General features: G+C 63.5%; 22 protein-coding genes. 15 read left to right on the top strand and 7 right to left on the bottom strand.

Features of this window, described 5'->3' with window-relative positions; all coding sequences use genetic code 11:
- Positions 1-41: 41 nt before the first annotated feature.
- From K6G35_RS11095 to K6G35_RS11075, 5 genes are all read right to left on the bottom strand, one after another.
- Positions 42-323 (bottom strand): hypothetical protein, encoded by a 282-nt coding sequence (locus K6G35_RS11095; RefSeq protein ID WP_008648396.1) that lies wholly within the window; start codon positions 321-323, stop codon positions 42-44.
- Positions 324-501: 178 nt separating this feature from the next.
- Positions 502-1,788 carry a molybdopterin molybdotransferase MoeA gene (moeA, locus tag K6G35_RS11090; protein WP_008648395.1) on the bottom strand — a complete coding sequence of 429 codons (1,287 nt, stop codon included), beginning with the start codon at positions 1,786-1,788 and terminating at the stop codon, positions 502-504.
- 94 nt (positions 1,789-1,882) lie between these two features.
- A complete protein-coding gene (gene mobA, locus K6G35_RS11085) occupies positions 1,883-2,494 on the bottom strand; it encodes a molybdenum cofactor guanylyltransferase MobA (protein ID WP_035884882.1) in 612 nt (203 codons plus the stop codon).
- A gap of 37 nt (positions 2,495-2,531) precedes the next feature.
- Positions 2,532-3,656, bottom strand: coding sequence for a GTP 3',8-cyclase MoaA (gene moaA / locus K6G35_RS11080; protein ID WP_495675731.1), 1,125 nt, complete (start codon positions 3,654-3,656; stop codon positions 2,532-2,534).
- Positions 3,657-3,901: 245 nt separating this feature from the next.
- The gene (locus tag K6G35_RS11075; RefSeq protein ID WP_495675730.1) at positions 3,902-6,976 is read right to left on the bottom strand and encodes an Rne/Rng family ribonuclease; all 3,075 of its coding nucleotides are present in this window, start codon (positions 6,974-6,976) and stop codon (positions 3,902-3,904) included.
- Between the two features lie 983 nt (positions 6,977-7,959).
- On the opposite strand from K6G35_RS11075, the gene K6G35_RS11070 reads away from it, so the two are divergent.
- From K6G35_RS11070 to K6G35_RS11055, 4 genes are read left to right on the top strand one after another with little or no spacing between them, the layout of a single operon-like run.
- The gene (locus K6G35_RS11070) at positions 7,960-8,970 is read left to right on the top strand and encodes an RluA family pseudouridine synthase (protein WP_035884885.1); all 1,011 of its coding nucleotides are present in this window, start codon (positions 7,960-7,962) and stop codon (positions 8,968-8,970) included.
- A 57-nt stretch (positions 8,971-9,027) separates the two neighbouring features.
- A complete protein-coding gene (locus K6G35_RS11065) occupies positions 9,028-9,687 on the top strand; it encodes an HAD-IA family hydrolase (protein ID WP_008644829.1) in 660 nt (219 codons plus the stop codon).
- Positions 9,680-10,063, top strand: coding sequence for a Rieske (2Fe-2S) protein (locus K6G35_RS11060; protein ID WP_495675729.1), 384 nt, complete (start codon positions 9,680-9,682; stop codon positions 10,061-10,063). The genes K6G35_RS11065 and K6G35_RS11060 overlap by 8 nt, the downstream gene beginning before the upstream one ends.
- Positions 10,064-10,104: 41 nt before the next feature.
- Positions 10,105-11,271: a S49 family peptidase gene (locus K6G35_RS11055; protein WP_495675728.1), complete on the top strand. Its 1,167-nt coding sequence runs from the start codon at positions 10,105-10,107 to the stop codon at positions 11,269-11,271.
- 56 nt (positions 11,272-11,327) lie between these two features.
- Here the strand turns inward: K6G35_RS11055 and K6G35_RS11050 are convergent, their stop codons facing one another.
- Both K6G35_RS11050 and K6G35_RS11045 read right to left on the bottom strand, forming a co-directional pair.
- Positions 11,328-12,059 carry an SAM-dependent methyltransferase gene (locus K6G35_RS11050; protein WP_495675727.1) on the bottom strand — a complete coding sequence of 244 codons (732 nt, stop codon included), beginning with the start codon at positions 12,057-12,059 and terminating at the stop codon, positions 11,328-11,330.
- Between the two features lie 3 nt (positions 12,060-12,062).
- Positions 12,063-12,662, bottom strand: coding sequence for a Maf-like protein (locus K6G35_RS11045; RefSeq protein WP_495675726.1), 600 nt, complete (start codon positions 12,660-12,662; stop codon positions 12,063-12,065).
- 166 nt (positions 12,663-12,828) lie between these two features.
- On the opposite strand from K6G35_RS11045, the gene K6G35_RS11040 reads away from it, so the two are divergent.
- From K6G35_RS11040 to K6G35_RS10990, 11 genes are all read left to right on the top strand, one after another.
- Positions 12,829-13,446 (top strand): DUF177 domain-containing protein, encoded by a 618-nt coding sequence (locus K6G35_RS11040; RefSeq protein ID WP_008644821.1) that lies wholly within the window; start codon positions 12,829-12,831, stop codon positions 13,444-13,446.
- Positions 13,447-13,566: 120 nt separating this feature from the next.
- Complete coding sequence (gene rpmF / locus K6G35_RS11035; RefSeq protein WP_008644820.1) at positions 13,567-13,746, top strand: 50S ribosomal protein L32; 180 nt, start codon at positions 13,567-13,569, stop codon at positions 13,744-13,746.
- 192 nt (positions 13,747-13,938) lie between these two features.
- Positions 13,939-15,018: a phosphate acyltransferase PlsX gene (plsX, locus tag K6G35_RS11030; RefSeq protein ID WP_008644819.1), complete on the top strand. Its 1,080-nt coding sequence runs from the start codon at positions 13,939-13,941 to the stop codon at positions 15,016-15,018.
- A 78-nt stretch (positions 15,019-15,096) separates the two neighbouring features.
- Entirely contained in the window at positions 15,097-16,077 is a 981-nt protein-coding gene (locus K6G35_RS11025) for a beta-ketoacyl-ACP synthase III (RefSeq protein WP_035884891.1), read from the top strand.
- Positions 16,078-16,150: 73 nt separating this feature from the next.
- The gene (gene fabD, locus K6G35_RS11020; protein ID WP_035884892.1) at positions 16,151-17,086 is read left to right on the top strand and encodes an ACP S-malonyltransferase; all 936 of its coding nucleotides are present in this window, start codon (positions 16,151-16,153) and stop codon (positions 17,084-17,086) included.
- Between the two features lie 20 nt (positions 17,087-17,106).
- Positions 17,107-17,856 (top strand): 3-oxoacyl-ACP reductase FabG, encoded by a 750-nt coding sequence (gene fabG, locus K6G35_RS11015; RefSeq protein ID WP_008644815.1) that lies wholly within the window; start codon positions 17,107-17,109, stop codon positions 17,854-17,856.
- A gap of 169 nt (positions 17,857-18,025) precedes the next feature.
- The gene (acpP, locus tag K6G35_RS11010) at positions 18,026-18,265 is read left to right on the top strand and encodes an acyl carrier protein (RefSeq protein ID WP_008644813.1); all 240 of its coding nucleotides are present in this window, start codon (positions 18,026-18,028) and stop codon (positions 18,263-18,265) included.
- 211 nt (positions 18,266-18,476) lie between these two features.
- Complete coding sequence (gene fabF / locus K6G35_RS11005; RefSeq protein WP_011517021.1) at positions 18,477-19,709, top strand: beta-ketoacyl-ACP synthase II; 1,233 nt, start codon at positions 18,477-18,479, stop codon at positions 19,707-19,709.
- Positions 19,710-19,964: 255 nt separating this feature from the next.
- Positions 19,965-20,564, top strand: coding sequence for an RNA polymerase sigma factor RpoE (gene rpoE, locus K6G35_RS11000; RefSeq protein WP_008644807.1), 600 nt, complete (start codon positions 19,965-19,967; stop codon positions 20,562-20,564).
- 136 nt (positions 20,565-20,700) lie between these two features.
- Positions 20,701-21,357, top strand: a complete 657-nt coding sequence (locus tag K6G35_RS10995; protein WP_008644804.1) for a sigma-E factor negative regulatory protein — start codon at positions 20,701-20,703, stop codon at positions 21,355-21,357.
- 8 nt (positions 21,358-21,365) lie between these two features.
- Complete coding sequence (locus K6G35_RS10990; RefSeq protein ID WP_008644803.1) at positions 21,366-22,445, top strand: MucB/RseB C-terminal domain-containing protein; 1,080 nt, start codon at positions 21,366-21,368, stop codon at positions 22,443-22,445.
- Positions 22,446-22,542 lie beyond the last annotated feature (97 nt).

The following is a 22,542-nucleotide window of genomic DNA, read 5'->3' as shown; positions in this document are numbered from 1 at the left end:
GCGAGGAACCGGTGCAGCGCCCGTGTGACAGCCGAAACAGCTTACTGACGATCTTCGGGCGTCAATTCGCGCACGTGAACTTCGATGCCGCCGAAGCGGGCAGCCACCCAGTTGTATGCCTTGCAACCGAGCCAGAGCAGGCCGAATCCGATCAACGCGTTGAGAATCAGGGCCGTGAAGACGGTGATGCCGGGCAGGTCGCCATAGCGAATGAAGGCAACGAAGAGGCCCATGGCGACGATCGGTACGGAAAAGCACAGGTAGACCAGCACCAGCGCGCGAGCGGTCTTGACAGGGTGGAGGTACGCGATCTCCTGGTTCATGACGACAGACACAATATTCGGGGATTCGGATTTTCGTGCTGCAAGTGTAGCGATTGGGGCTTGCGACGCCTAGTCTGCCCCTCTTGTGGATGGGCAATTCGGATGGCGGGACCCGGCTTTTGCCGCCGAATGCGGCACAAAAACGACACCCTCGCAGGACCTCGCCGTATCGCTGCGCTCAGATCAATCCGTCGAAAAGCATGATTTCGACGCTTTCCCCAGCTTCCACAGTGCCTTGTTCATGCGCGAGCACGATAAAGCAGTTGGCTTCGCTCATGGACCGCAGCACCCCTGAGCCCTGCTGGCCTGTGACGCGGACTTCCAGCGTGCCATCGGCACCGGGGGCGAGAATGCCTCGTTGGTATTCGGTACGGCCCGGCTTCTTGCGAATGGTTCCGGCACTGCGCACGCGCATCAGCGGGAGTGGGGCGACCTTGGCACCCATCAGTCGATGCAACGCCGCGCGCACGAAATGGTAGAACGTGACCATCACGGCCACCGGATTGCCTGGCAGTCCGAACAACAGTGCCTCGCGGCCATTCGACGTGATGCGTCCAAATGCCATCGGGCGGCCGGGGCGCATCGCGATCTTCCAGAAGGTGACGTCGCCCAGTTGCGCCATGATCTGCTTGGTGTAGTCCGCTTCTCCAACAGAAACGCCGCCTGACGTGATGATCGCGTCGGCATTCTCGCAAGCGCTGCGGAACGCGGCTTCCAGTGCTTCCGGATCGTCCCGGACCACGCCCATATCGATCAGGTCGACATTGAGGCGGCGCAGCATACCGTGCAGCGTGTAGCGATTCGAGTCATAGACGCAGCCCGGGTCCAGTGCCTCACCGATCGAGCGGAGCTCGTCGCCGGTGGAGAAGAAGGCCACGCGCAGGCGGCGGCGCACTTTGACTTCGGCCACGCCAAGCGAGGCCAGCAGGCCGATATCCGCTGGCTGAAGGATGCGGCCCGCGGCAAGCGCGGCCTGCCCGTTGGCCAGATCCTCGCCACGCAGCCGGCGGTTGTCGCCGGCGCGCACGGCATCAGCCGCAAAACGGATCTGGTTGCCACCGGCCTGGATCTCAACGAACTCCTGAGGCACCACCGTATCGCAACCGTCGGGCATGACCGCGCCGGTCATGATGCGCACGGCTTGCCCCGGGCCTGCCGGGCTACCAAGCGCATTGCCGGCGTAGGCCGTGCCGATGACCTGAAGCACCACGTCGCTCCCGGCGTCGGCCAGCGCCGCGCTGCTGAACGCGTAGCCGTCCATCGCGGAATTGTCATGCGCCGGCACGTCGATCGACGAGATCACATCCTCGGCCAGCACGCGATCGAGTGCGGTGCGGATCGCCAGTTGTTCGATGCCGCCAACAGGCTCGATCACATCGCCAATGATGGCGTTGGCCTTCGCCACGGGCAGGGCGGAGGGGTCGTAGTCTGACAGGCAGGAGATGACGGATTGAAGCGAAGGCATGGCGTAGTCTCGTGGCGCGCCTGACAGTCTGAACAGAGACAGTGGACGGCGCGCGTGTACTCGGAAGGCGAGGTCTTGAGCGTAGGCTGGAAGTCTAACCCGCGCGCTTCTCGCTTTCGTGCATGTGCAGTTCGTCGAGCGTGTTGATATTGGCGAAGGCCGCGGCATCGTCGAACGGCACTTCCACCAACCGATGGCTGGCCGCCCAGGTCTCGATCTTGCGGCCGCCACCGTTCAGATAGGCGACCAGACTGTCGATGGCCGATGCCGGCATCAGACAGAACACGGGCTGGGTCTGGCGGCGGCCGTCGGCGTCGATCGTGACCGGAATCGCCAGTTCGGCGTCCTCGGTCTCGATGGCCTGGGCCAGCCGTAGCACCAGATCCGTGGGCAGGAATGGCGAATCGCAAGGCGCCGTCACCATCCAGCCGGTCTGGCATTGCTCGAGCCCTGCCAGCATGCCGGCCAGGGGGCCTGCGAAGTCGGGCACGGAATCAGTAACGACCGGCACGCCGAAAGATTCATAGGCGGCAAGGTTGCGATTGGCGTTGATCAGCATCGCGCCGGTCTGCGCGGACAGGCGCATCAGCGTATGCATGGCCATCGGCACGCCGCGAAGCGGTTGCAGGCCCTTGTCCGTGCCGCCCATGCGGCTGCCTCGGCCGCCGGCCAGGATCAGGCCGGTTATGTCGTCGCGTGAAATCATGGATCTCGAGGAATGGGGCGCGGCGCCCGGAAGGGCATCACCCGCCGATATAGGACATCTCGATCTTGCGCTCGGCGCGTGCCGCGCGAATTGCCGGATCGCTGCGCTGTTCGGAATAGTTGTCGGTGCGGCCTTGCCAGACCTGGGCAATCGCGTTGGCGATCTCCAGGTCACTGTGCCCACCGCGCAGCAGGGCGCGCAGGTCGTAGCCCTCGGTGGCGAACAGGCACAGATAGAGCCGACCCTCGGTCGACAGCCGGATGCGGCTGCAGTCTCCGCAGAAGGCCTGCGTGACGCTCGAAATCACGCCGATCTCGCCGCCGCCATCCCGGTAGCGCCATCGCTCTGCGGTCTCGCCCGAGTAATTGGCGGCCACGGCTTCCAGCGGAAACACTTCGTCGATCCGGCGCACGACTTCGGCCGACGGAAGGACTTCGCCCATCTGCCAGTGGTTGCTGGCGCCCACGTCCATGAACTCGATGAAGCGCATGATGATGCCGCTGCCGCGGAAGTGGCGCGCCAACGGCACGATTTCGCCGTCGTTGGTGCCACGCTTGACCACCATGTTGACCTTGATCGGCGCCAGCCCGACGGCTTGCGCCACTTCGATGCCGTGGAGCACGTCGCGCACGGCATAGTCGACGTCGTTCATCTTGCGGAAGATCGCGTCATCAATGGCATCGAGACTGACGCTGACGCGGGACAGGCCCGCGTCGCGCAACGACTGCGCCTTGCGCGCGAGCAGCGATGCGTTGGTGGTCAGCGTCAGGTCCAGCGGCTTGCCCGATACGGTTTCGATGCGCGCGAGCATTTCCACGAGTCGCTCGATGTTCTTGCGCAGTAGCGGCTCGCCGCCGGTCAGACGAATCTTCTCTACACCCTGCGAGACGAAAATGCGCGCGGTGCGTTCGATCTCTTCGAAGCTCAGCAACTCGGAGTGGGGAAGGAACGTGTAGTCCTTGTCGAACACTTCCTTCGGCATGCAGTACACGCAGCGGAAGTTGCAGCGGTCAGTGACCGAGATACGCAGGTCATGCAGTGGCCGGCCGCGCGTATCGGCAACGAGTCCGTTCGGCGCAACCAGGTGCGAAGGAATGCTCGGCACCATCGAATGGTATCGATGGTCGCGCAGGTCGAGAATGGGGATGACGGTATCGGTCATGGCCAGGGTGAGGACGGAGGCTCTTCGGCGCGCGGGCGCCCGGGAGGCCTTTCTGTCAGCCATTCTAGCCGAGCGGCATCGGGCATCGTGGATGACATTATTGCCATAGGGTCACAGTTTGCCCGAGGCAGCTGCAATACAGCTTGCGGCATTGCAGCAAGTCAATCAATCCGCAAACAAAAAAAGGGGACGGCTTCTGGCCGTCCCCTTTCCCCTTGCCGGCGCGCGGTCAGCGCGCGAGGCAATTACTGCTGTTGCTGTGCAGCGGCTTGCTGTACGCCACCGGTCTCGACCAGAACCATCGGGCCTTCCGGCAGCGGCGGTAGCGGCTTGCGCTCACGCGGCACGCGCGGCGCCGGCACGATCTGCGAAGCGGCTTCCTGTGCGGCGCGGTGCTTGTCGCCGTCCGTACGGACCCACTCCAGGCCAGCCGCAGCCAGCATCGGCTCCAGGTTCTCGGCGCTTGGCGCGGCGGTCACCGGCGTTGCGGCCGATACGACTGCCACGGTTTCCACCACGGCTGCAACCGGGGCTGCAACCGGGGCTGCAACCGGGGCTGCAACCGGGGCCGGGGCGACGTCCGGCGTGACGATGACAGGTTCCGAAATCACCGGAGCAGCTGCCACGGGAGCGGCTACCACCGGCGCCGTCTCGACCGGAGCGGGCGTCACTACCGGCGCCGCTTGCGGCTCGGCAACGGCTGCGAAGACGGGCTCGGATGCCACCGGGGCCACCGGAGCGACCGGTGCTGCTGGGGCCACTTCCGCCGGCGTCACCGCCACGGCCGTTTCGACAGCCTTGACGCTTTCATCGGCCTCGGCAACAGTGGGCTGGTAGCCAGTCGACTCAGATTCCGATTCCGTCACGCCTGCGCTGACTTCGGCCAGATTGGCTTCGTCGCCGTCAATACCTTCGGCATTCTGCGCAGTGTCATCACGGTCGCGGCGATAGCGGTTGCGGCCGCGACGATTGCGGCGGCGGCGTTCTTCGCCTTCACCGGTCTCGGCACCTTCCACACCAGCCGGCAGTTCCGTGGTGCCTGCTTCCGTGGTCACGGCGACCATTGCGGCGGCTGCGACGACCGGCGCTACCTGGGCGGCGCCGACGGCCAACTGCGGCGCTTCGGTGCTCAGTGCCTCGTCGGTCTCGCGGGCCTCATGGCGTTCGCGTTGACGCTCGCGCTGACGCTCGCGGCGTTCCTGGCTGCGCTCGCGGCGGCCTTCCTGGCGTGCCTCGGCACGTTCCGGCTGGGCGATTGCCGGGGTGGCCTGGCCTTCGCGAGGCACGCGTGCCGGGCGTTCGCCACGTTGCTCACGTGGCTCGCGCTGCTCACGTTGTTCGCCGCGTTGCTGCTCGCTGCGTTCACCACGCTGGCCACGGCCCTGACGGTCACCGCGCTGTTCGCCACGCTCGCCACGCTGGCCACGGCCCTCGCGACCTTCACGGCCTTCGCGTCCCTCACGGCCTTCACCACGGCCTTCGCCGCGCTGACCACGCTCGCGGCGGCCTTCACCACCACGCGACGGGGTTTCGGCTGCCGGCTTTGCCGGTGCCTCGGGCGGCGTGGCCGGCTTGGCGCCAAACAGGCCCTTGAGCCAGGCAATGAAACCGCCGCTGGCCACCGGCTGGGTTGCCGGTGCAGGGCGCGCCGCAGGTGCCTCCGGGCGCACGCGCTCGGGGCGCGGCACCGAAACCGGTGCCGGCGCGTCGGGCGTGATGCCCTTGACGGCCGCTTCCTGACGCGGGCGCGCTTCTTCCTTCTTGCGGCTGCTGTAGCTCGTGTCGGCCTCGAGTTCCTTGGCGGCAGCCTCGGCCATACGGTAGCTGGCAGTCGACTCTTCCAGGCGCGGATCGTCGTGGCGCAGGCGCTCGAGCTTGTAATGCGGCGTTTCGAGGTGCTTGTTCGGGATCAGCAGCACGTTGACCTTGAAGCGCAGCTCGATCAGGTTGATCTCCTGACGCTTCTCGTTCAGCAGGAAAGCGGCCACTTCCACCGGCACCTGGCAGTGGATGGCGGCCGTGTTTTCCTTCATCGCCTCTTCCTGGATGATGCGCAGCACCTGCAGGGCGGACGATTCGGTATCGCGGATGTGGCCCGTCCCGTTGCAGCGCGGGCAGGTGATATGCGAGCCTTCGGACAGGGACGGACGCAGGCGCTGGCGCGACAGCTCCATCAGGCCGAAACGGCTGATCTTGCCCATCTGCACGCGGGCGCGATCGTGGCGCAGCGCATCCTTCAGGCGCGTTTCCACATCCTTCTGGGCCTTGCCGGACTCCATGTCGATGAAGTCGATCACGATCAGGCCGCCAAGGTCGCGCAGGCGCAGCTGGCGGGCGATTTCGTCGGCCGCTTCCAGGTTGGTGCGCAGCGCGGTTTCCTCGATGTCCGCACCCTTGGTGGCACGGGCCGAGTTCACGTCGACGGAAACGAGGGCTTCGGTGTGGTCGATCACGATGGCACCACCCGACGGCAGCATCACCATGCGGGAGTAGGCCGATTCGATCTGGTGCTCGATCTGGAAGCGCGAGAAGAGCGGCACGTCGTCGCGGTACTTCTTCACGCGACTCATGTTGTCCGGCATGACCACGCTCATGAAGGCGCGGGCCTGCTCATAGATCTCGTCGGTATCGATCAGGATTTCGCCGATATCGGGCTGGAAGTAGTCGCGGATCGCGCGGATCACGAGGCTGGATTCCAGATAGATCAGCAACGGGGCCTTGTTGTCGCCGGCGGCGCCGTCGATGGCCTTCCACAGTTGCAGCAGGTAGTTCAGGTCCCACTGCAGTTCTTCGGCGGCACGGCCGATACCGGCGGTGCGCGCGATGATGCTCATGCCTTCCGGCACCTGGAGCTGCGCCATCGTCTCGCGCAGTTCCTGGCGGTCTTCGCCCTCGATGCGGCGCGAAACGCCACCACCGCGCGGGTTGTTCGGCATCAGCACCAGGTAGCGGCCGGCCAGCGAGATGAACGTGGTCAGGGCTGCGCCCTTGTTGCCGCGCTCTTCCTTCTCGACCTGGACGATCAGTTCCTGGCCTTCGTGCAGGGCGTCCTGGATGCGCGCGTTGCGCACGTCCACGCCGTCCTTGAAGAAGGCGCGTGCCACTTCCTTGAACGGCAGGAAGCCATGGCGCTCTTCGCCGTAGTTGACGAAGCACGCTTCCAGCGAGGGTTCGATCCGGGTGATGACACCCTTGTAGATGTTGCCTTTGCGCTGTTCGCGCCCGGCGGTTTCGATGTCGATGTCGATCAGTTTCTGACCATCGACGATGGCGACGCGCAGCTCTTCCTGTTGCGTCGCGTTAAACAGCATGCGTTTCATCGCAATACCTCACTCCAGTGTCGCGGGAGCCAAATGTCATGAATCGGCCATGCCCGCAACGGTCCAGGGAGCACGCGAGGAAAGTGAGCGAGGGCGGGAGAATTGCCAAAGACGCCAGCGCGCACGAAAGCGCGGCCGGCTGGGCGCGGGTGAAAGGAGAAGCTGTCGGCGAATTGGCCGTCCCTGTGGACGGGCAGTCAGTTGGGTCGGGAGAGCAATGCAATATTGCTCCTGATACAGCGACCTCTGGCGGATACCGGCTGGCCGGGGGCGGGAGGACGTGTACGCCGTGCCGTCGGCACAGGCTTTCGTTTCCTCTCGCAGCCGGGCCGGGGTGGCCAAGACGCGTCAAAGAGCAAGTTATCCGGACGCGGCGTGCGCATGCCGATACCAATCCGACCCGTGTGCTGGCGGGCGCGCCACTGCTTCTTGGCGTTCTGCGTCAGGGCGCCAGACAATCCGGGGTGTTATGAACCACGCCGGATCGCGGCCGATTTGCAGGTCGGTTGGCAGGCTGGCCTGCCGGGCCGGCACCGATTCCCGGTGCGGGCGGTCTTCTCTCACCGATGCGGATGCCCAATGGCGAGCATCCACATTGAATTCTTTTCTACCTGAACACTCAGTTTCCACGTGTCGACCGGTTCGATGCCGAAGTTACCTCTGGGCAACTTCCTGCGTGCCGGCGCGGCGCGTGCGTGCTGCTGATTGCCACCATTTGCCTGTCCGGCGCTTGCGGGGTACGCAATAAGCGGGGGACGGGCCGGGTCGATGGCAACCCGAAGTGTAAAATGCGAAATCTTGCGCGGATACTGGTGGGACTACCCAATTCAATCTGTTGGATGTCCCGCATGTTCCTGCCCGATGCGCCGCGAAAAAATGGCTGGCAAATCCGGGCAGGTTTTCAGGGCTCGCGCCAAACCTCGCTTACACAGGTCGTGCGTTTCCGGTCTTTGGCCGGTAACGGCCGGGAAATTATATTGAAAATGAATGAGTTACGCCATCAAATTGCAACGGAGCCGCAATCGCGCCCCAGCGGGCTCCAGGTGGCGTACGTGACCGTCGACGAAAGTTCGGAAGGGCAGCGCATCGACAACTTCCTGTTGAAGGTGGCCAAGGGCGTGCCCAAAAGCCACATTTATCGCGTGCTGCGCTCAGGCGAAGTGCGCGTCAACAAAGGTCGGGTCGACGCCACTTACCGGTTGCAGAACGGAGATGTGGTGCGTATCCCGCCGATGCGCGTGGCGGAGAAGGCTGCTACGGCCAGTGGTTTCGTCCCCGCAGGCGAGTTTCCTGTGCTTTTCGAGGATGCCGCGCTGCTCGTGATCGACAAGCCGGCCGGCGTGGCCGTGCATGGCGGGTCTGGGGTGGCCTTCGGGGTGATCGAGCAACTACGCCGCGCCAGGCCGGAGGCGAAGTTCCTCGAACTGGTCCATCGGCTCGATCGGGAAACGTCCGGAATCTTGGTGCTGGCGAAGAAGCGTTCCGCGCTGGTGCACCTGCACGAGCAGATTCGTGGCAACGGCATGGACAAGCGGTATTTCGCCTGCGTGGCGGGCGAGTTTCCGAACACGCGCCAGCATGTGAAGCTACCTCTATATAAATACAGCACGCCGGACGGCGAACGCCGCGTGCGTGTGCAGGCGGACGGGTTGGCGTCACATACGGTCTTCAATCGCATGGAGGCCTTCGACGGCTACACGTTGCTGGAGGCCGAACTGAAGACCGGACGGACGCACCAGATTCGCGTGCATCTGCAATCGATTGGCTTCCCGATCGTTGGTGATGATAAATATGGCGATTTTGCGCTCAATAAGGCGCTTTCCCGCAGCGGCGCCAAGCCGGGACTGAAACGCATGTTCCTACATGCGCACCGGCTCACGCTGACACATCCGGCCACCGGCGCGCCGATGACGGTGTCCGCGCCATTGCCTGCCGAGTGTGTTGAATTTCTGCAACAATTGCGGCAGGGGCGGCCAGCGCGCGACGCGGACTGATCCGTACGCACGTCGCTGTTAGCGCTCACACACTTTCAGTATCCAACAAGGACCGCAATGGCCAGGCAGCGCTTCGACCTGATCGTCTTCGACTGGGATGGAACCCTGATGGACTCCACCCCGACCATCGCCAAATGCATACAGCTCGCCAGCCGTGATCTGGGACTACCCGTGCCGGATGACAGCGCGGCCAGCCATGTGATCGGACTCGGCCTGAAAGACGCGCTCTCGTATGCCGTGCCGACGCTCGATCCCGCCGACTATCCGCGTCTGGCGGAACGCTACCGCTATCACTTCCTGACGCGTGACGCCGAACTGGTGCTGTTCCCGGGCGTGCTCGACATGCTCGAGGCGCTTCACGCCGAGCATTACTTCCTGGGCGTGGCCACCGGCAAGACCCGAGTCGGACTCGAACGCGCTCTGGCGGCAACTGGCATCGGCAAGCTGTTCGATGCCACGCGCTGCGCCGATGAGACGTTCTCGAAGCCGCATCCGGCCATGCTCCACGAACTGACGCGCGAACTTGGCCAGGATATCGGTAGGACCGTGATGATCGGCGACACGACCCACGACCTGCAGATGGCCATCAACGCTGGCGCGCAGGGGCTTGGCGTCTCCTACGGCGCGCATCCGGCGGAATCGCTGCGTGAGATGTCGCCCGTGCATTGCGCAACGTCGATTGCCGACCTGCAGGCCTGGCTGCTCGCTCATGCCTGAAGCATTGCTGGAACCGCGGCGCCTTTGCGCGGCAGAGGAACTGGTCGACGGTGGCGCAGGCGTGCGCTTTGCAGTGCGTCTCAACACGCGGGAGATCGGCGCGTTCGTCGTGCGATACGACGGCGCCGCGCACGGCTATCTGAATCAGTGCGCCCATGTGCCGATGGAGCTGGACTGGCAGGAAGGTCAGTTTTTCGATAGTGCGGGCTTATACTTGATGTGCGCTACACATGGCGCGACCTACGCGCCGGACACCGGCTTGTGCGTGGGTGGCCCGTGCAAGGGGGCCACGCTCGCCAAGCTCCGGATCGAGGAGCGCGAGGGCGCGGTCTTCTGGTTGCCTGAACCCCCATTTTTCCCGCTCGACGCCGAGTAAGGCGGAGCGGGACGTCATCTGACTTTATCGAGTCCATTCGCATGACAGAACAGCAAAATCCGCCGAACGAACCGGGTCAACCTCAAGATCGCGCAGGCGACGACAGCAAGCTGGAGACGGCAAAGCACGCCGAATTCCCGCTGGAGCGCGAACTGCGGGCTGGCGACGACGCGGCCAAGCGCGAAGCTGACGAGCGTCGCGCCCGCCTGGCAGGCAAGGGCGGTCCCGTTGGGGGCAGCAGTGGCGGCAGTGGTAGTGGTAGCGGTAGCGGTGGCTGGGAGCGCGACGTGCTCGAAAAGGTGCTGATGGCCTCCCTGCGCGAGCAGCGCTCGGCGCGACGCTGGAAGATCTTCTTCCGCTTTCTTACCCTCGGCATCGTTGCGCTGATTCTCTACGCCGTGATCGACTTCAAGGGGGATGTGCTGAGTTCGACGAGCGGTCGCCATACCGCCATGGTCACGCTCGACGGCGAAATCGCCGCCGGCACCGCGGCCAGCGCGGACTCGATCAACGCGGCGCTTCAGGCGGCCTTCGAGGACACGTCGGCGGCTGGTGTGATCCTGAAAATCAACTCGCCAGGTGGCTCGCCGGTACAGGCCGGCATCATCAACGACGAGATCCACCGCCTGCGCAAGCTGTATCCGGACAAGCCGTTCTACGTGGTGGTCGAGGAAATCTGCGCATCGGGCGGCTATTACGTGGCCGCCGCAGCCGACAAGATCTATGTCGACAAGGCCAGTATCGTGGGGTCGATCGGCGTGCTGATGGATGGCTTTGGCTTTACGGGTCTGATGGACAAGGTCGGCGTCCAGCGCCGCCTGTATACGTCCGGCGCCAATAAGGGCATGCTCGATCCGTTCTCGCCGGAAGTGCCACGCCAGAAGGGCTACGCGGAGTCCATGCTCAAGGAGATCCACCAACAGTTCATCGACGTGGTGAAGGAAGGTCGCGGTGATCGGCTCAAGAACGATCCCGAACTGTTCTCGGGGCTCTTCTGGTCGGGTGAGCGCGCTGTGGAGCTGGGGCTGGCCGATGGCCTGGGTAGCGCGGACTACGTGGCCCGGGACCTGTTCAAGGCCGAGGACATCGTCGACTACACGGTCAAGGAGAACATCGCCGAACGCATGGCCAAGCGCTTCGGCGCGGCTGCTGGATCGGCGGCGATGAAGTTGATGATGATGAGTGCAACCGTGCCTTCGGTGCGGTAATCGGCGCGATGCGCCCATGCAAAAGCCCCCGATTTCCGGGGGCTTTTGTTTTTGTCTTACTGCGCCAGCAGCGAGAAGATCGCGGGGCGCTTGTGCAGGTCGAGCCGGTCGGGGCGCCATGCTGAAATCGGCAGCGTGACGATGGCTTCGGTTGGGAGAGTCAGGTCGACTGCGATCGACAGCAGCGTGGTACCGGAGCAGTGTTGGCGCAGCGCCTCGAGCAGCGCACCGTTGCGGTAGGGCGTTTCGATCCACACCTGCGTCTGATGCGCCTTGCGCGAGCGCTGTTCGAGTTCGCGCAGCTTCTGCGCGCGGACATCTGCGTCGACGGGCAGGTATCCGTTGAACGCGAAGCTCTGGCCGTTCAGGCCCGAGCCCATCACGGCGAGCAGGATCGAGCTGGGCCCGACCAGCGGACGCACGGTGATGCCGCGCGTATGCGCCAGCCGCACCAGGTCCGCGCCGGGGTCGGCCACGGCCGGTACGCCAGCCTCGGAGAGCAGCCCGCCATCGCGGCCCGCGGCAATCGGGTCAAGCAAGGCCGTCAGTGTGTCCGGGCGGGTATTGACGTTCAACTCGCGGATCTCGATCTGCTGGATCGGCTGCGCGAGTGGGGTCGTTTCGCCGAGCTTTTTCAGGAATGCGCGTGCGGTCTTGGCATTCTCGGCGACGAGGTAGTCGAGCCGCGCCGCGATCTGCTGGACGCCCGCTGGGATCACGTCCATCACGGGGTCGAATTCGTCGCGCTTGCCCAGCGTGTTGGGAATCAGGAACAGGTTACCGGCCATCGGTCAGGCTCCGAAGCATGGATAGCCGACGTGACGCAGCATCCCGGTGAGTGCGATCAGCGGCAGGCCGATCAGCGCGGTCGGATCATCGGATTCGACGCGCTCGAGCAGCATGATGCCCAGTCCTTCGACCTTGGCGCTGCCGGCACAGTCATAGGGCGTCTCGAGTCTCAGATAGGCGTTGAGTTCGGCATCGGAAAGGTTGCGGAAAGTGGCGCGTGTCTGGATGTCGGCGATCTGGGCCTCGCCGGTGCGCCCATCGAGCAGGCAGAGCGCGGAATGGAAAGTGACCGTTCTTCCGCGCATCAACTGGAGCTGCGCCAGCGCCTTGGCATGGGTGCCGGGTTTGCCAATCTGCTGGTCGTCGAGCGTGCAAACCTGGTCGGAGCCGATCACCAGGGCGCCGGCGTGACGCGCGGCAATCGCTTCCGCCTTGAGGCGGGACAGGCGCAATGCCGTGGCAGCAGGACGTTCATCGGCCAGGGGCGTTTCGTCGATATCCGGCGTGGCAACCTCGAACGGGATGCGCAGGCGCGACAGCAGTTCGCGCCGGTAGGGGGAGCTCGACCCGAGAATCAAGGCAGGGCGGGTGTCGGAAGACATATTGTTAACAGAGAGCAGAGAGGCAGAAGCTGTGGTGAGCGGCGTACAGCTTGTATACTTTGACCGCCTCGGGTTTTTCAACGTATAATCGCGCGTTTAGCTGCACAGGCACGCACGTTGCCGGGATTTGTGTGGCAGACAAGGCATTTTGAGCGATTCAGCCCGTATGAGTCAGCTAACCCAGCCCGTGGCGTCCGCCGGGGCATTCGATCTGCGCGAAACCGATCTCTTCGCCTTCTGCCGTAAGGGCAGCAATGCAGCGGGGGATGTGGCCACGCGCGATTTGCCGCGCATCTTAGCCGAGACGGCCGCTGATGCGCCAGCTTCGGCGCCGGACGAGACATTCCACTATATGGTGGCAGGTTCCGTCCGCGATGAGGCGGTGGAGCCCGGCGCGCCGGTCGTGCAGCGACTGTTTCTCGATGTGGCGGTCAATGGACGTGTCTGGCTGGATTGCCAGCGGTGTCTCGGCGTGTACGCCGAGCCGATCGCCACGAAAATGTGCTTTGAAGTGGTGGTCAGTGAAGCGGCCGCCGAAGCGGCGCCAATGGATGACGACGAAACCGATGTCATTGTCGGTTCGAAGAAATTCTCGGTGCTGGAACTGATTGAAGACGAGGTGCTGTTGGCATTGCCTACAGCGCCGAAGCACGCGGTCTGTCCGTCGGTGCACGAGTCGCTCGTGACCGGCGCGGACGGCGAGGTGGAGCCAGAGGCGCCACCTGAGGAAGAAAAGCGGCCATCGCCCTTCGCGGCGCTGGCCAGCCTGAAGACGAAGCATTGACGCCGCAGACGCGGCACGGCAAGCGTCTTTTTGGTAGCAGTTGAAGCATCCGGCCGGGCCCCGGCTACGCCTTGCGCAGGATGCGTGTGTTAATATCGCAAAATTCTCGAAGGAGTCATCATGGCTGTTCAACAGAACAAGAAGTCGCCGTCCAAGCGCGGCATGCATCGCTCGCACGACCATCTGTCGGTCGCGCCGCTGGCTGTCGAGCCGACCACCGGCGAAACCCACCTGCGTCACCACGTGAGCCCGAACGGCTACTATCGTGGTCGCAAGGTCATCAAGACCAAGAACGACTGACCAGGTCGTCTGGCGTGACCCAGTGTCCCGCTCGCGCACGTTGTCAGGTGTAAAACAGGAAAGCGGCAAGCTCGTTGCCGCTTTTTTGTTGGGCGCTCGGCTCCCGCACCGCAACGTATTCGCGCGTCCGGCTGATTGCGTCCCCGCAGCCCCAGGCGACGGGTGCCGGCGCGCTTTCCGTATCAGGAAATAATGACGATCAAGCTCGCTATCGACTGCATGGGCGGCGATCACGGCGTATCCGTGACGGTGCCGGCGGCGATCAGTTTTCTTTCCAGTCACGACGACGCCGAGATGGTCCTGGTCGGCTTGCCCGACGCCATCGGCGCGCAGCTCAAGAAGCTGCATGCAACGGATCATCCGCGTGTGACCGTCGTGCCGGCAACCGAAGTCATCACCATGGATGACCCGGTGGAAGTGGCGCTGCGCAAGAAGAAGGATTCTTCGATGCGCGTGGCCGTCACGCAGGTCAAGGAAGGCAAGGCCGATGCCTGCATCTCCGCCGGCAACACCGGTGCGCTGATGGCGGTGTCGCGCTATGTGCTCAAAACGCTCGAAGGTATCGAGCGCCCGGCCATCGCCACCACGATTCCCAATGAACAAGGCTGGGGCACCACGGTGCTCGACCTCGGCGCGAATGCCGACTGCGAGCCCGGACACCTGCTGCAGTTCGCGCGTATGGCCGATGCCATGGTGTCGGTGGTGGATCACAAGGAGCACCCGACCGTCGGGCTGCTCAATATCGGCGAAGAAGTGATCAAGGGCAACGAGGTGGTCAAGGCCGCCGGCGAGTTGCTGCGCGCTTCCGAGCTAAACTTCTACGGCAACGTGGAAGGCAATGACATCTTCAAGGGTACGACCGATATCGTCGTTTGTGACGGTTTCGTCGGCAATGTGGCGCTCAAGAGCACAGAGGGCCTCGCGAAGATGATCGGCAGTATGATCAAGGAAGAATTCACGCGTTCGTGGTTCACGAAGCTGCTGGCGGTGGTGGCCATGCCGGTGCTGTCGCGCCTGGCGCGACGGCTCGATCCGGCCCGCTATAACGGCGCTTCCCTGCTGGGCCTGCGTGGGCTCGTGATCAAGAGCCACGGCTCGGCCGATGCCCATTCTTTTGAGTGGGCCATCAAACGCGGGTATGATGCCGCCAGAAATGGCGTCATCGAACGCATAGCAAGGGCATTCGCTCACAAGTCAGGTGCCGGTGGCGCCGCGACGGGCAGCCCGGAGACAGACGCACCGAACCCACATCCCGATTCTCGCGCCGCTTGAGGCCGCTCGCCCGCTGCGGCGGGCAGCCTGCGCGACCGCGCACAGGGCGGCCCGGTGAGCATCACGATCCGACACGACATGACCAAGTACGCAAAAATCATCGGTACAGGGAGCTACCTGCCTCCTCGGCGCGTCACGAACGCCGACCTGGCGGCTCAGCTTGCCGAGAAGGGCATCGAGACCAGCGACGAGTGGATCGTCTCGCGCAGCGGTATCTCGGCGCGTTACTGGGCCGAGCCCGACGTCACGTCGAGCGACCTGGCCGTCAAGGCGGCCGAACGGGCGATCGAGGCGGCCGGTATCGACCGCCAGGACATCGACCTGATCATCGTCGCCACGTCCACCCCTGACTACGTTTTCCCGAGCGCCGCTTGCCTCGTGCAGCAGAAGCTCGGCATCACCAACCAATGCGCGGCATTCGATCTGCAGGCCGTTTGCTCCGGCTTTGTCTATGCGTTGGCCACGGCGGATAAGTTCATCCGCAGCGGCTCGCACAAGAATGTGCTCGTGATCGGTTCCGAGGTGTTTTCGCGCATTCTGGACTTCAACGATCGCACCACCTGCGTGCTATTTGGCGATGGCGCCGGTGCGGTGGTCCTGACCGCGTCCGATGAGCCGGGCATCCTGTCCACGGCCATGCATTCGGACGGTAGCCACGTGGGCATCCTTTGCGTGCCGGGCAATGTGTCCGGTGGCGCGATCACCGGCAATGCGTTCCTGCATATGGACGGACAAGCTGTGTTCAAGCTGGCTGTGACCGTGCTCGACAAGGTCGCGCGCGAAGCCATCACGGCGGCCGAGATGCAGGCCGACGAGATCGATTGGCTGATCCCGCACCAGGCCAACATCCGCATCATGCAGGGCACGGCCAAGAAGCTCGGCCTGCCGAGCGATCGCATGATTGCCACCGTGCATGAACACGGCAATACCTCCGCCGCTTCGATTCCGCTGGCGCTCGACGTCGCGGTACGCGATGGCCGCATCAAGCCCGGGCAGACCGTGCTGATGGAGGGTGTGGGTGGCGGCTTTACCTGGGGCGCGGTGCTGCTGCGCATGTAAGATGCGGCCGGCGCGCGGCGCGTAGAACGCGGTGCGCCAGTCGACAAGATGAATTGCTAGGACTGGATTTCAGATGAAATTCGCATTTGTTTTCCCCGGACAGGGTTCGCAGTCGGTCGGCATGCTCAATGCCTTTGCCGATAACCCGGTGGTGCGCGCCACGCTTGAAGAGGCTTCGACGGCGCTGGGCCAGGACATCGGCAAGCTGATTGCGGAAGGTCCGGCCGAAGAGCTGAACCTGACGACCAACACGCAGCCCGTGATGCTGACGGCCGCAGTGGCCGTCTACCGCGCATGGCTCGACGCCGGTGGTCCGGCTCCCGCACTGGTTGCGGGCCATAGCCTGGGCGAGTACTCGGCGCTGGTGGCCGCAGGGGTGATCCCGTTTGCCGAGGCGGTGCCGCTGGTTCGCTTCCGTGCCCAGGCGATGCAGGAAGCCGTGCCGGTGGGCGAGGGCGGCATGGCCGCGATCCTTGGCCTGTCGGACGATGACGTGCGCGCCGCGTGCGCCGAGGCTGCGGCGGCAGGCGCCGGCGTAGTCGAGGCTGTCAATTTCAATGCCCCGTCGCAGGTGGTGATCGCCGGCAACAAGGGCGCCGTGGAAAAGGCCTGCGAGATTGCCAAGGCGAAGGGCGCCAAGCGCGCGCTGCCGCTGCCGGTGTCCGCTCCGTTCCACTCGTCGCTGCTCAAGCCCGCCTCGGATCGCCTGCGCGACCGCATGGCTGGCCTGTCGTTCTCGGCACCGGCCATTCCGCTGGTGAACAATGTCGACGTGGCGATCATCAATGATCCGGCTCAGATCAAGGACGCGCTTGTTCGTCAGGCAGCCGCTCCGGTACGCTGGGTAGAGTGCGTGCAGAAGATGGCCGCAGAAGGCGTGACACACGTGATCGAGTGCGGTCCGGGTAAAGTGCTGGCCGGTATGACCAAGCGCATCGACGGCAACCTCGTTGGTGGTGCAATCTTTGATCCGGCGTCGCTGCAGGATACGCTGGCGCTGCTGAAGTAAGACCAAGGAACAAACGCAACATGAGCAAGACTCTGGAGAATCAGGTCGCACTGGTGACCGGCGCATCGCGCGGGATCGGCCGTGCCATCGCGCTGGAGCTCGCACGGCAGGGCGCAACGGTGATCGGTACCGCCACGAGTGAGTCGGGCGCTGCTGGCATCAGCGAGTACCTGGCGGGCGAAGGCCTGAAGGGCAGCGGTGTGGTGCTGAACGTCAACGACGCGGCGCGCTGCGAGGCAGTGATCGACGAGATCATCAAGGCGAATGGCGGTCTGAACGTGTTGGTCAACAACGCCGGCATTACGCAGGATCAGTTGGCCATGCGCATGAAGGACGATGATTGGAGCGCCGTCATCGACACGAACCTGACGGCCGTGTTCCGTCTGGCCCGTGCCGTGCTGCGCCCGATGATGAAGGCCCGTGGCGGCCGCATTATCAACATCACCTCGGTGGTCGGCTCCACCGGCAACCCCGGCCAGATGAACTACGCTGCGGCGAAGGCTGGTGTCGAGGGCATGACGCGTGCGCTGGCCGCCGAAATCGGCAGCCGCAACGTCACCGTCAACTGCGTGGCCCCCGGATTCATCGATACCGACATGACCAAGGTGCTGTCGGAAGAGCAGCATGCGGCGCTGAAGACCCGGATTCCTCTGGGTCGTCTTGGCCAGCCGGAAGACATCGCTAATGCGGTGGCATTCCTGGCTGGACCGCAGGCCGCCTACATCACGGGCACTACGCTGCACGTGAACGGCGGGATGTACATGAATTGATGGTTCCGCCCGGGATCGGTTTCGAGGGAGAAGCCGAAAGAAGCCGGGCGAAGCTGTTGTTTTTCAAACCAAACGGGCGCGATTCTTGCAAAGCTTGGCAGGCGGATTTTTTGTGGTCCAAACCTGCTAAAATGCGCCCACTTTTTGTCGAACTTCCCTGGAGGGTTACATGGACAATATCGAACAACGCGTCAAGAAAATCGTTGCTGAGCAGCTTGGCGTGGCCGAGGCAGACATCAAGAACGAATCGTCGTTCGTGAACGATCTCGGTGCGGACTCGCTGGACACGGTTGAACTCGTGATGGCGTTGGAAGATGAATTCGGCATGGAAATTCCCGATGAGGAAGCCGAAAAGATCACGACCGTGCAACAAGCTATTGACTACGCTACCGCGCACGTCAAGGCTTAAGCCGTCGTCTTCATATTCCGAGCCACAGAAGGCAGGTCGGCGGGGCCATTACGGTCCTGTCACGCTGTTTTCTGTGGCTTTCGTCTGTTCGACGAAGCAGAATCGGAATGATCTCAGCCGCTTCCTTTCGCAAGGAATCATTTCCTATCGGCAGGAGCAGCGAGATCCTGAATCAATCCAATTCCGCTTCACGTACTCGTAGGAAAAAATAGTGAGCCGTCGTCGCGTCGTCGTCACTGGGCTTGGCCTTGTGTCTCCCGTCGGAAACACGGTTGCCGAAGGCTGGGCCAATCTGGTTGCCGGCAAGTCGGGCATCGCCACCATCACCAAGTTCGATCACTCTCCCTTTGCTGTGCACTTTGCGGGCGAAGTGAAGGGCTTCAATGCCGAGGATTACATCCCGGCCAAGGAAGCCCGGAACATGGATACCTTCATCCATTTCGGCATCGCCGCCGGTTCGCAGGCGCTCAAGGACAGCGGCCTGGAAGTGACCGAGGCCAACGCCGAGCGCATCGGTGTGCTGGTGGGCTCGGGCATTGGTGGGCTGCCGATGATCGAAGATACGCAGATGACGCTGGCCGAACGCGGCCCGCGCCGGATCTCGCCGTTCTTCGTGCCGGGTTCGATCATCAACATGATCTCCGGCCACCTGTCGATCATCCACGGCCTCAAGGGCCCGAACCTGGCTGCGGTGACGGCCTGCACGACCGGGCTGCACAGCATCGGTCTGGCGGCGCGTCTGATTCAGGCGGGTGACTGCGATGCGATGCTGGCTGGCGGAGCAGAGTCGACGGTGTCGCCGCTTGGCATCGGCGGTTTTGCGGCGGCGCGCGCGCTGTCCACGCGCAATGATGATCCCGCCGCGGCGTCGCGCCCGTGGGACAAGGACCGCGACGGCTTTGTGCTGGGCGAGGGTGCTGGCGTGATGATGCTCGAGGAGTATGAGTCGGCCAAGGCGCGCGGCGCGCGAATCTATGCTGAACTCATCGGCTTTGGCATGAGCGGTGACGCGTTCCACATGACGGCGCCGAACACCGACGGTCCGCGCCGCTGCATGGTCGCTGCGATCAAGGATGCCGGAATCAATCCGGACGAAGTGCAGTACCTCAACGCGCATGGCACCTCGACGCCGCTGGGTGACAAGAACGAAACGGATGCCGTCAAGCTGGCATTCGGTGATCACGCCTACAAGATGGTGGTCAACTCGACGAAGTCGATGACCGGTCACTTGCTGGGCGGCGCTGGGGGTCTGGAGTCGGTGTTCACGGTTCTGGCGATTCACAATCAGATCTCGCCGCCGACCATCAACATCTTCAATCAGGATCCCGAGTGTGATCTCGATTACGTCGCCAATACGGCACGTGACATGAAGATTGATGTTGCCGTGAAGAACAACTTTGGCTTCGGCGGTACCAACGGTACGCTTGTCTTCCGCCGCGTCTGATATCGCGCGCGTTTCGCATGACACGGGGCCGGCTGGCGACAGCGGCCCCCGTCCCATCCTGTACTCCCCGGCATTTCCCCGAACCTCAGGGTTGCACGCAGGTGCAACCGCGTTCGTGGCCAGGCGGAACCTTATTGCGCAGTTGTGGTCACAGAATGCGCTCCGCGACACCCGAAATCGCCTGGATCGTAGGTAAAATACAACGCTTGTCTTGACGACGAAACCAAGAGATACACTGCAGCAGGTGAACTATTCGTGAGTGAACGCGAAGCCGATCAGCTTCTAGTTGAACGCGTCCAGCAGGGCGACAAACGGGCCTTTGAGTTGCTGGTGACCAAATATCACCGCAAGATCATCCGCCTGATCTCCCGCCTTGTCCGAGACCCCGCCGAAGTGGAGGATGTGGCGCAGGATGCCTTTATCAAGGCATATCGCGCCCTGCCCCAGTTCCGGGGCGAATCCGCTTTCTACACGTGGCTGTACCGGATCGCCGTCAACACGGCCAAGAACTACCTGGCCACCCAGGGACGGCGGCCGGAAGCGTCCAGCGATATCGATGCCGAAGAGGCTGAAACTTTTGCGGACGGTGAGCAACTAAGGGATATCAATACGCCGGAGTCGATGCTCCACACGCGCCAGGTTGCTGATACGGTGAACCGCGCCATGGAGGCATTGCCGGAAGAGTTACGCACCGCCATCACGCTGCGCGAGATCGAAGGCCTCAGCTACGAGGAGATCGCGGAGGCGATGGGGTGTCCGATCGGTACGGTGCGCTCGCGGATTTTCCGGGCGCGCGAGGCGATCGCCGAGAAGTTGCGTCCGCTGCTGGGAACGGCAGAGGGCAAGCGGTGGTAGGGGATGCCAGCAGGATGCTGGTGTCTCACAGTTTGAATGTCGTGCAGCCAGCGTTGCAGCCTATTCCTGCATCGATAAACGACAAGCAGTAGTGACGGGATTTATCGGTGTTCGATGGAATTTCTTGGGGTTGGAAATGGGTCAGGCTCATAAGCAGTCGGTTCATGTAATGGAAGCCGCGGAGCAGATTTCCGCATTGATGGACGGCGAGCTGGCGCCGCACGACGTGGATGCCGCGCTCGGCCTTGCCAAAGGCGACGCCGGTATGGCCGACTGGTCGATGTACCAGTTGATCGGCGATGCGATGCGTTCGGAAGAGTTGACGCACGCAGGGTCGACCGAAGCCTTCCTCTCCCGATTCTCCGCGCAGCTTGAAGCCGAACCGCATGTGCTGGTGCCGGCTGTCGCGCAGGCTGGTCGTCATCGTCTGCTGGTGCGCCCATCGTGGGTGCGCCGTGTGGTGCCCGGTACCGCGATTGCCGCCGCAGTGGCCGCTGTGAGCTGGGTCGTGGTTCCGCAGATGCGTGGGCCAGGCGGTGTGGGCGCTCCGGATGCTGTGGTTGCAAGCGTCGAGCAACCGGCCGGTGCGACGGTGAAGGCTGGCGTTGCTGCTCCGGCGGCCGCGGGTTCGATCATGGCGGTCTCCGCCGATAGTGCCCAGATGATTCGCGATCCCCGTCTCGATGAATACCTGCGTGCCCATCGCGCGTCGGTCGCAACCGATGCCTTTGTGCCGACCATGCGTACGGTGGTGAATGGTGTCAACTTCTCTCAGGACAATTCGCAGGAATAATGCCGGACATGCATAAAGGACCGTCGCTCGCCAATGCAGCGGGCGTACACGGAAAGAAGGGCCTGCGGAGGTCCTTTTTTCTGGCCTTATGTCTGACCGCTGCCGCCGCGACTGCGCAGCCGTCTGACTCCACGCTGAACCGCCGTGACGCCACGGCGTGGCTGAACAAGATCCATCGTGCTGCCCAGCGGGAGAACTACGTTGGTACGTTGATTTATCAGCGCGGCAGCATCATCCATGCGTCGCGGATCCAGCATTACAGCGATCTCGTAAACAACGAGTACGAACGACTGGAAACGTTGGACGGCAAGCCGCGCGAGGTGCTGCGCCAGAATGATGTGGTTCACAGCCTGATTCCCGAGGCCAAGCTTGTGGTCGTGGAGAAGCAGGAGGCGAAGGACCGCTTCCCGGCGCTGCTGGCGACGAACAAGAGCGACGTGCTCGACCTGTACGACATGCATAAGCTGCCGGCCGAACGCGTCGCCGGCGTCGAGTGCGAGGTCTTCTCACTGGACCCTCACGACACGGCACGTTACGCGGTACGGTTGTGGGCCGACAAGAACTCGGGCCTGCTGATGCGCGCACAGACGATCGGCGAAGGCGGTAAGGTACTCGAGCAGGTCGCATTCTCGCAGGTCGATATCGGCGTGCCTTCGGACAAGCAGCGCATCCTCAATGCGATCAAGGGCGCGAGTTCCTGGAGCCATTACGAGGTTACCTATCAGCCTGCCAGCATTGCCGACGAAGGGTGGTCGATCAACACGCCGATCAAGGGCTTTCAGAAGATCCGGGAAGTGCGCCGCCCACTGGGCGAGTTGCACGCGCCGACCTCGACCAACAAGTCCGGGCAGGTCTTCGAAGTATTGCAGGTCGTCTACAGTGATGGCCTGACGGGGCTTTCGGTCTTCATCGAACCCGTATCCGAGCAGCGTGCGCGCCGCGAGGGCGTGGCGTCGCTAGGCGCCACCCAGGTCGTGGTACGGCGCGTGGCCGATTTCTGGATTACCGTGGTCGGCGAAGTGCCTGCTTCTACGGTGAGGCAGTTTGCGGCCGGCGTGGAGTACCGCCCGCCCAAAGCGGTACACTGACCGAAATCGGTTTGGCGGCGGTGGAGTGGTAGTCTCGCAACACCGCCAGGCAGTACGCTTTGCAGGCGTCCCCCGGCCTCATGCGCTGTGAAGCGCT

The sequence above is a fragment of the Cupriavidus sp. HY129 genome, from assembly GCF_059492215.1.
The sequence above is the reverse complement of the archived record's forward strand: the minus strand, read 5'-3'. Positions and strand labels throughout refer to the sequence as shown.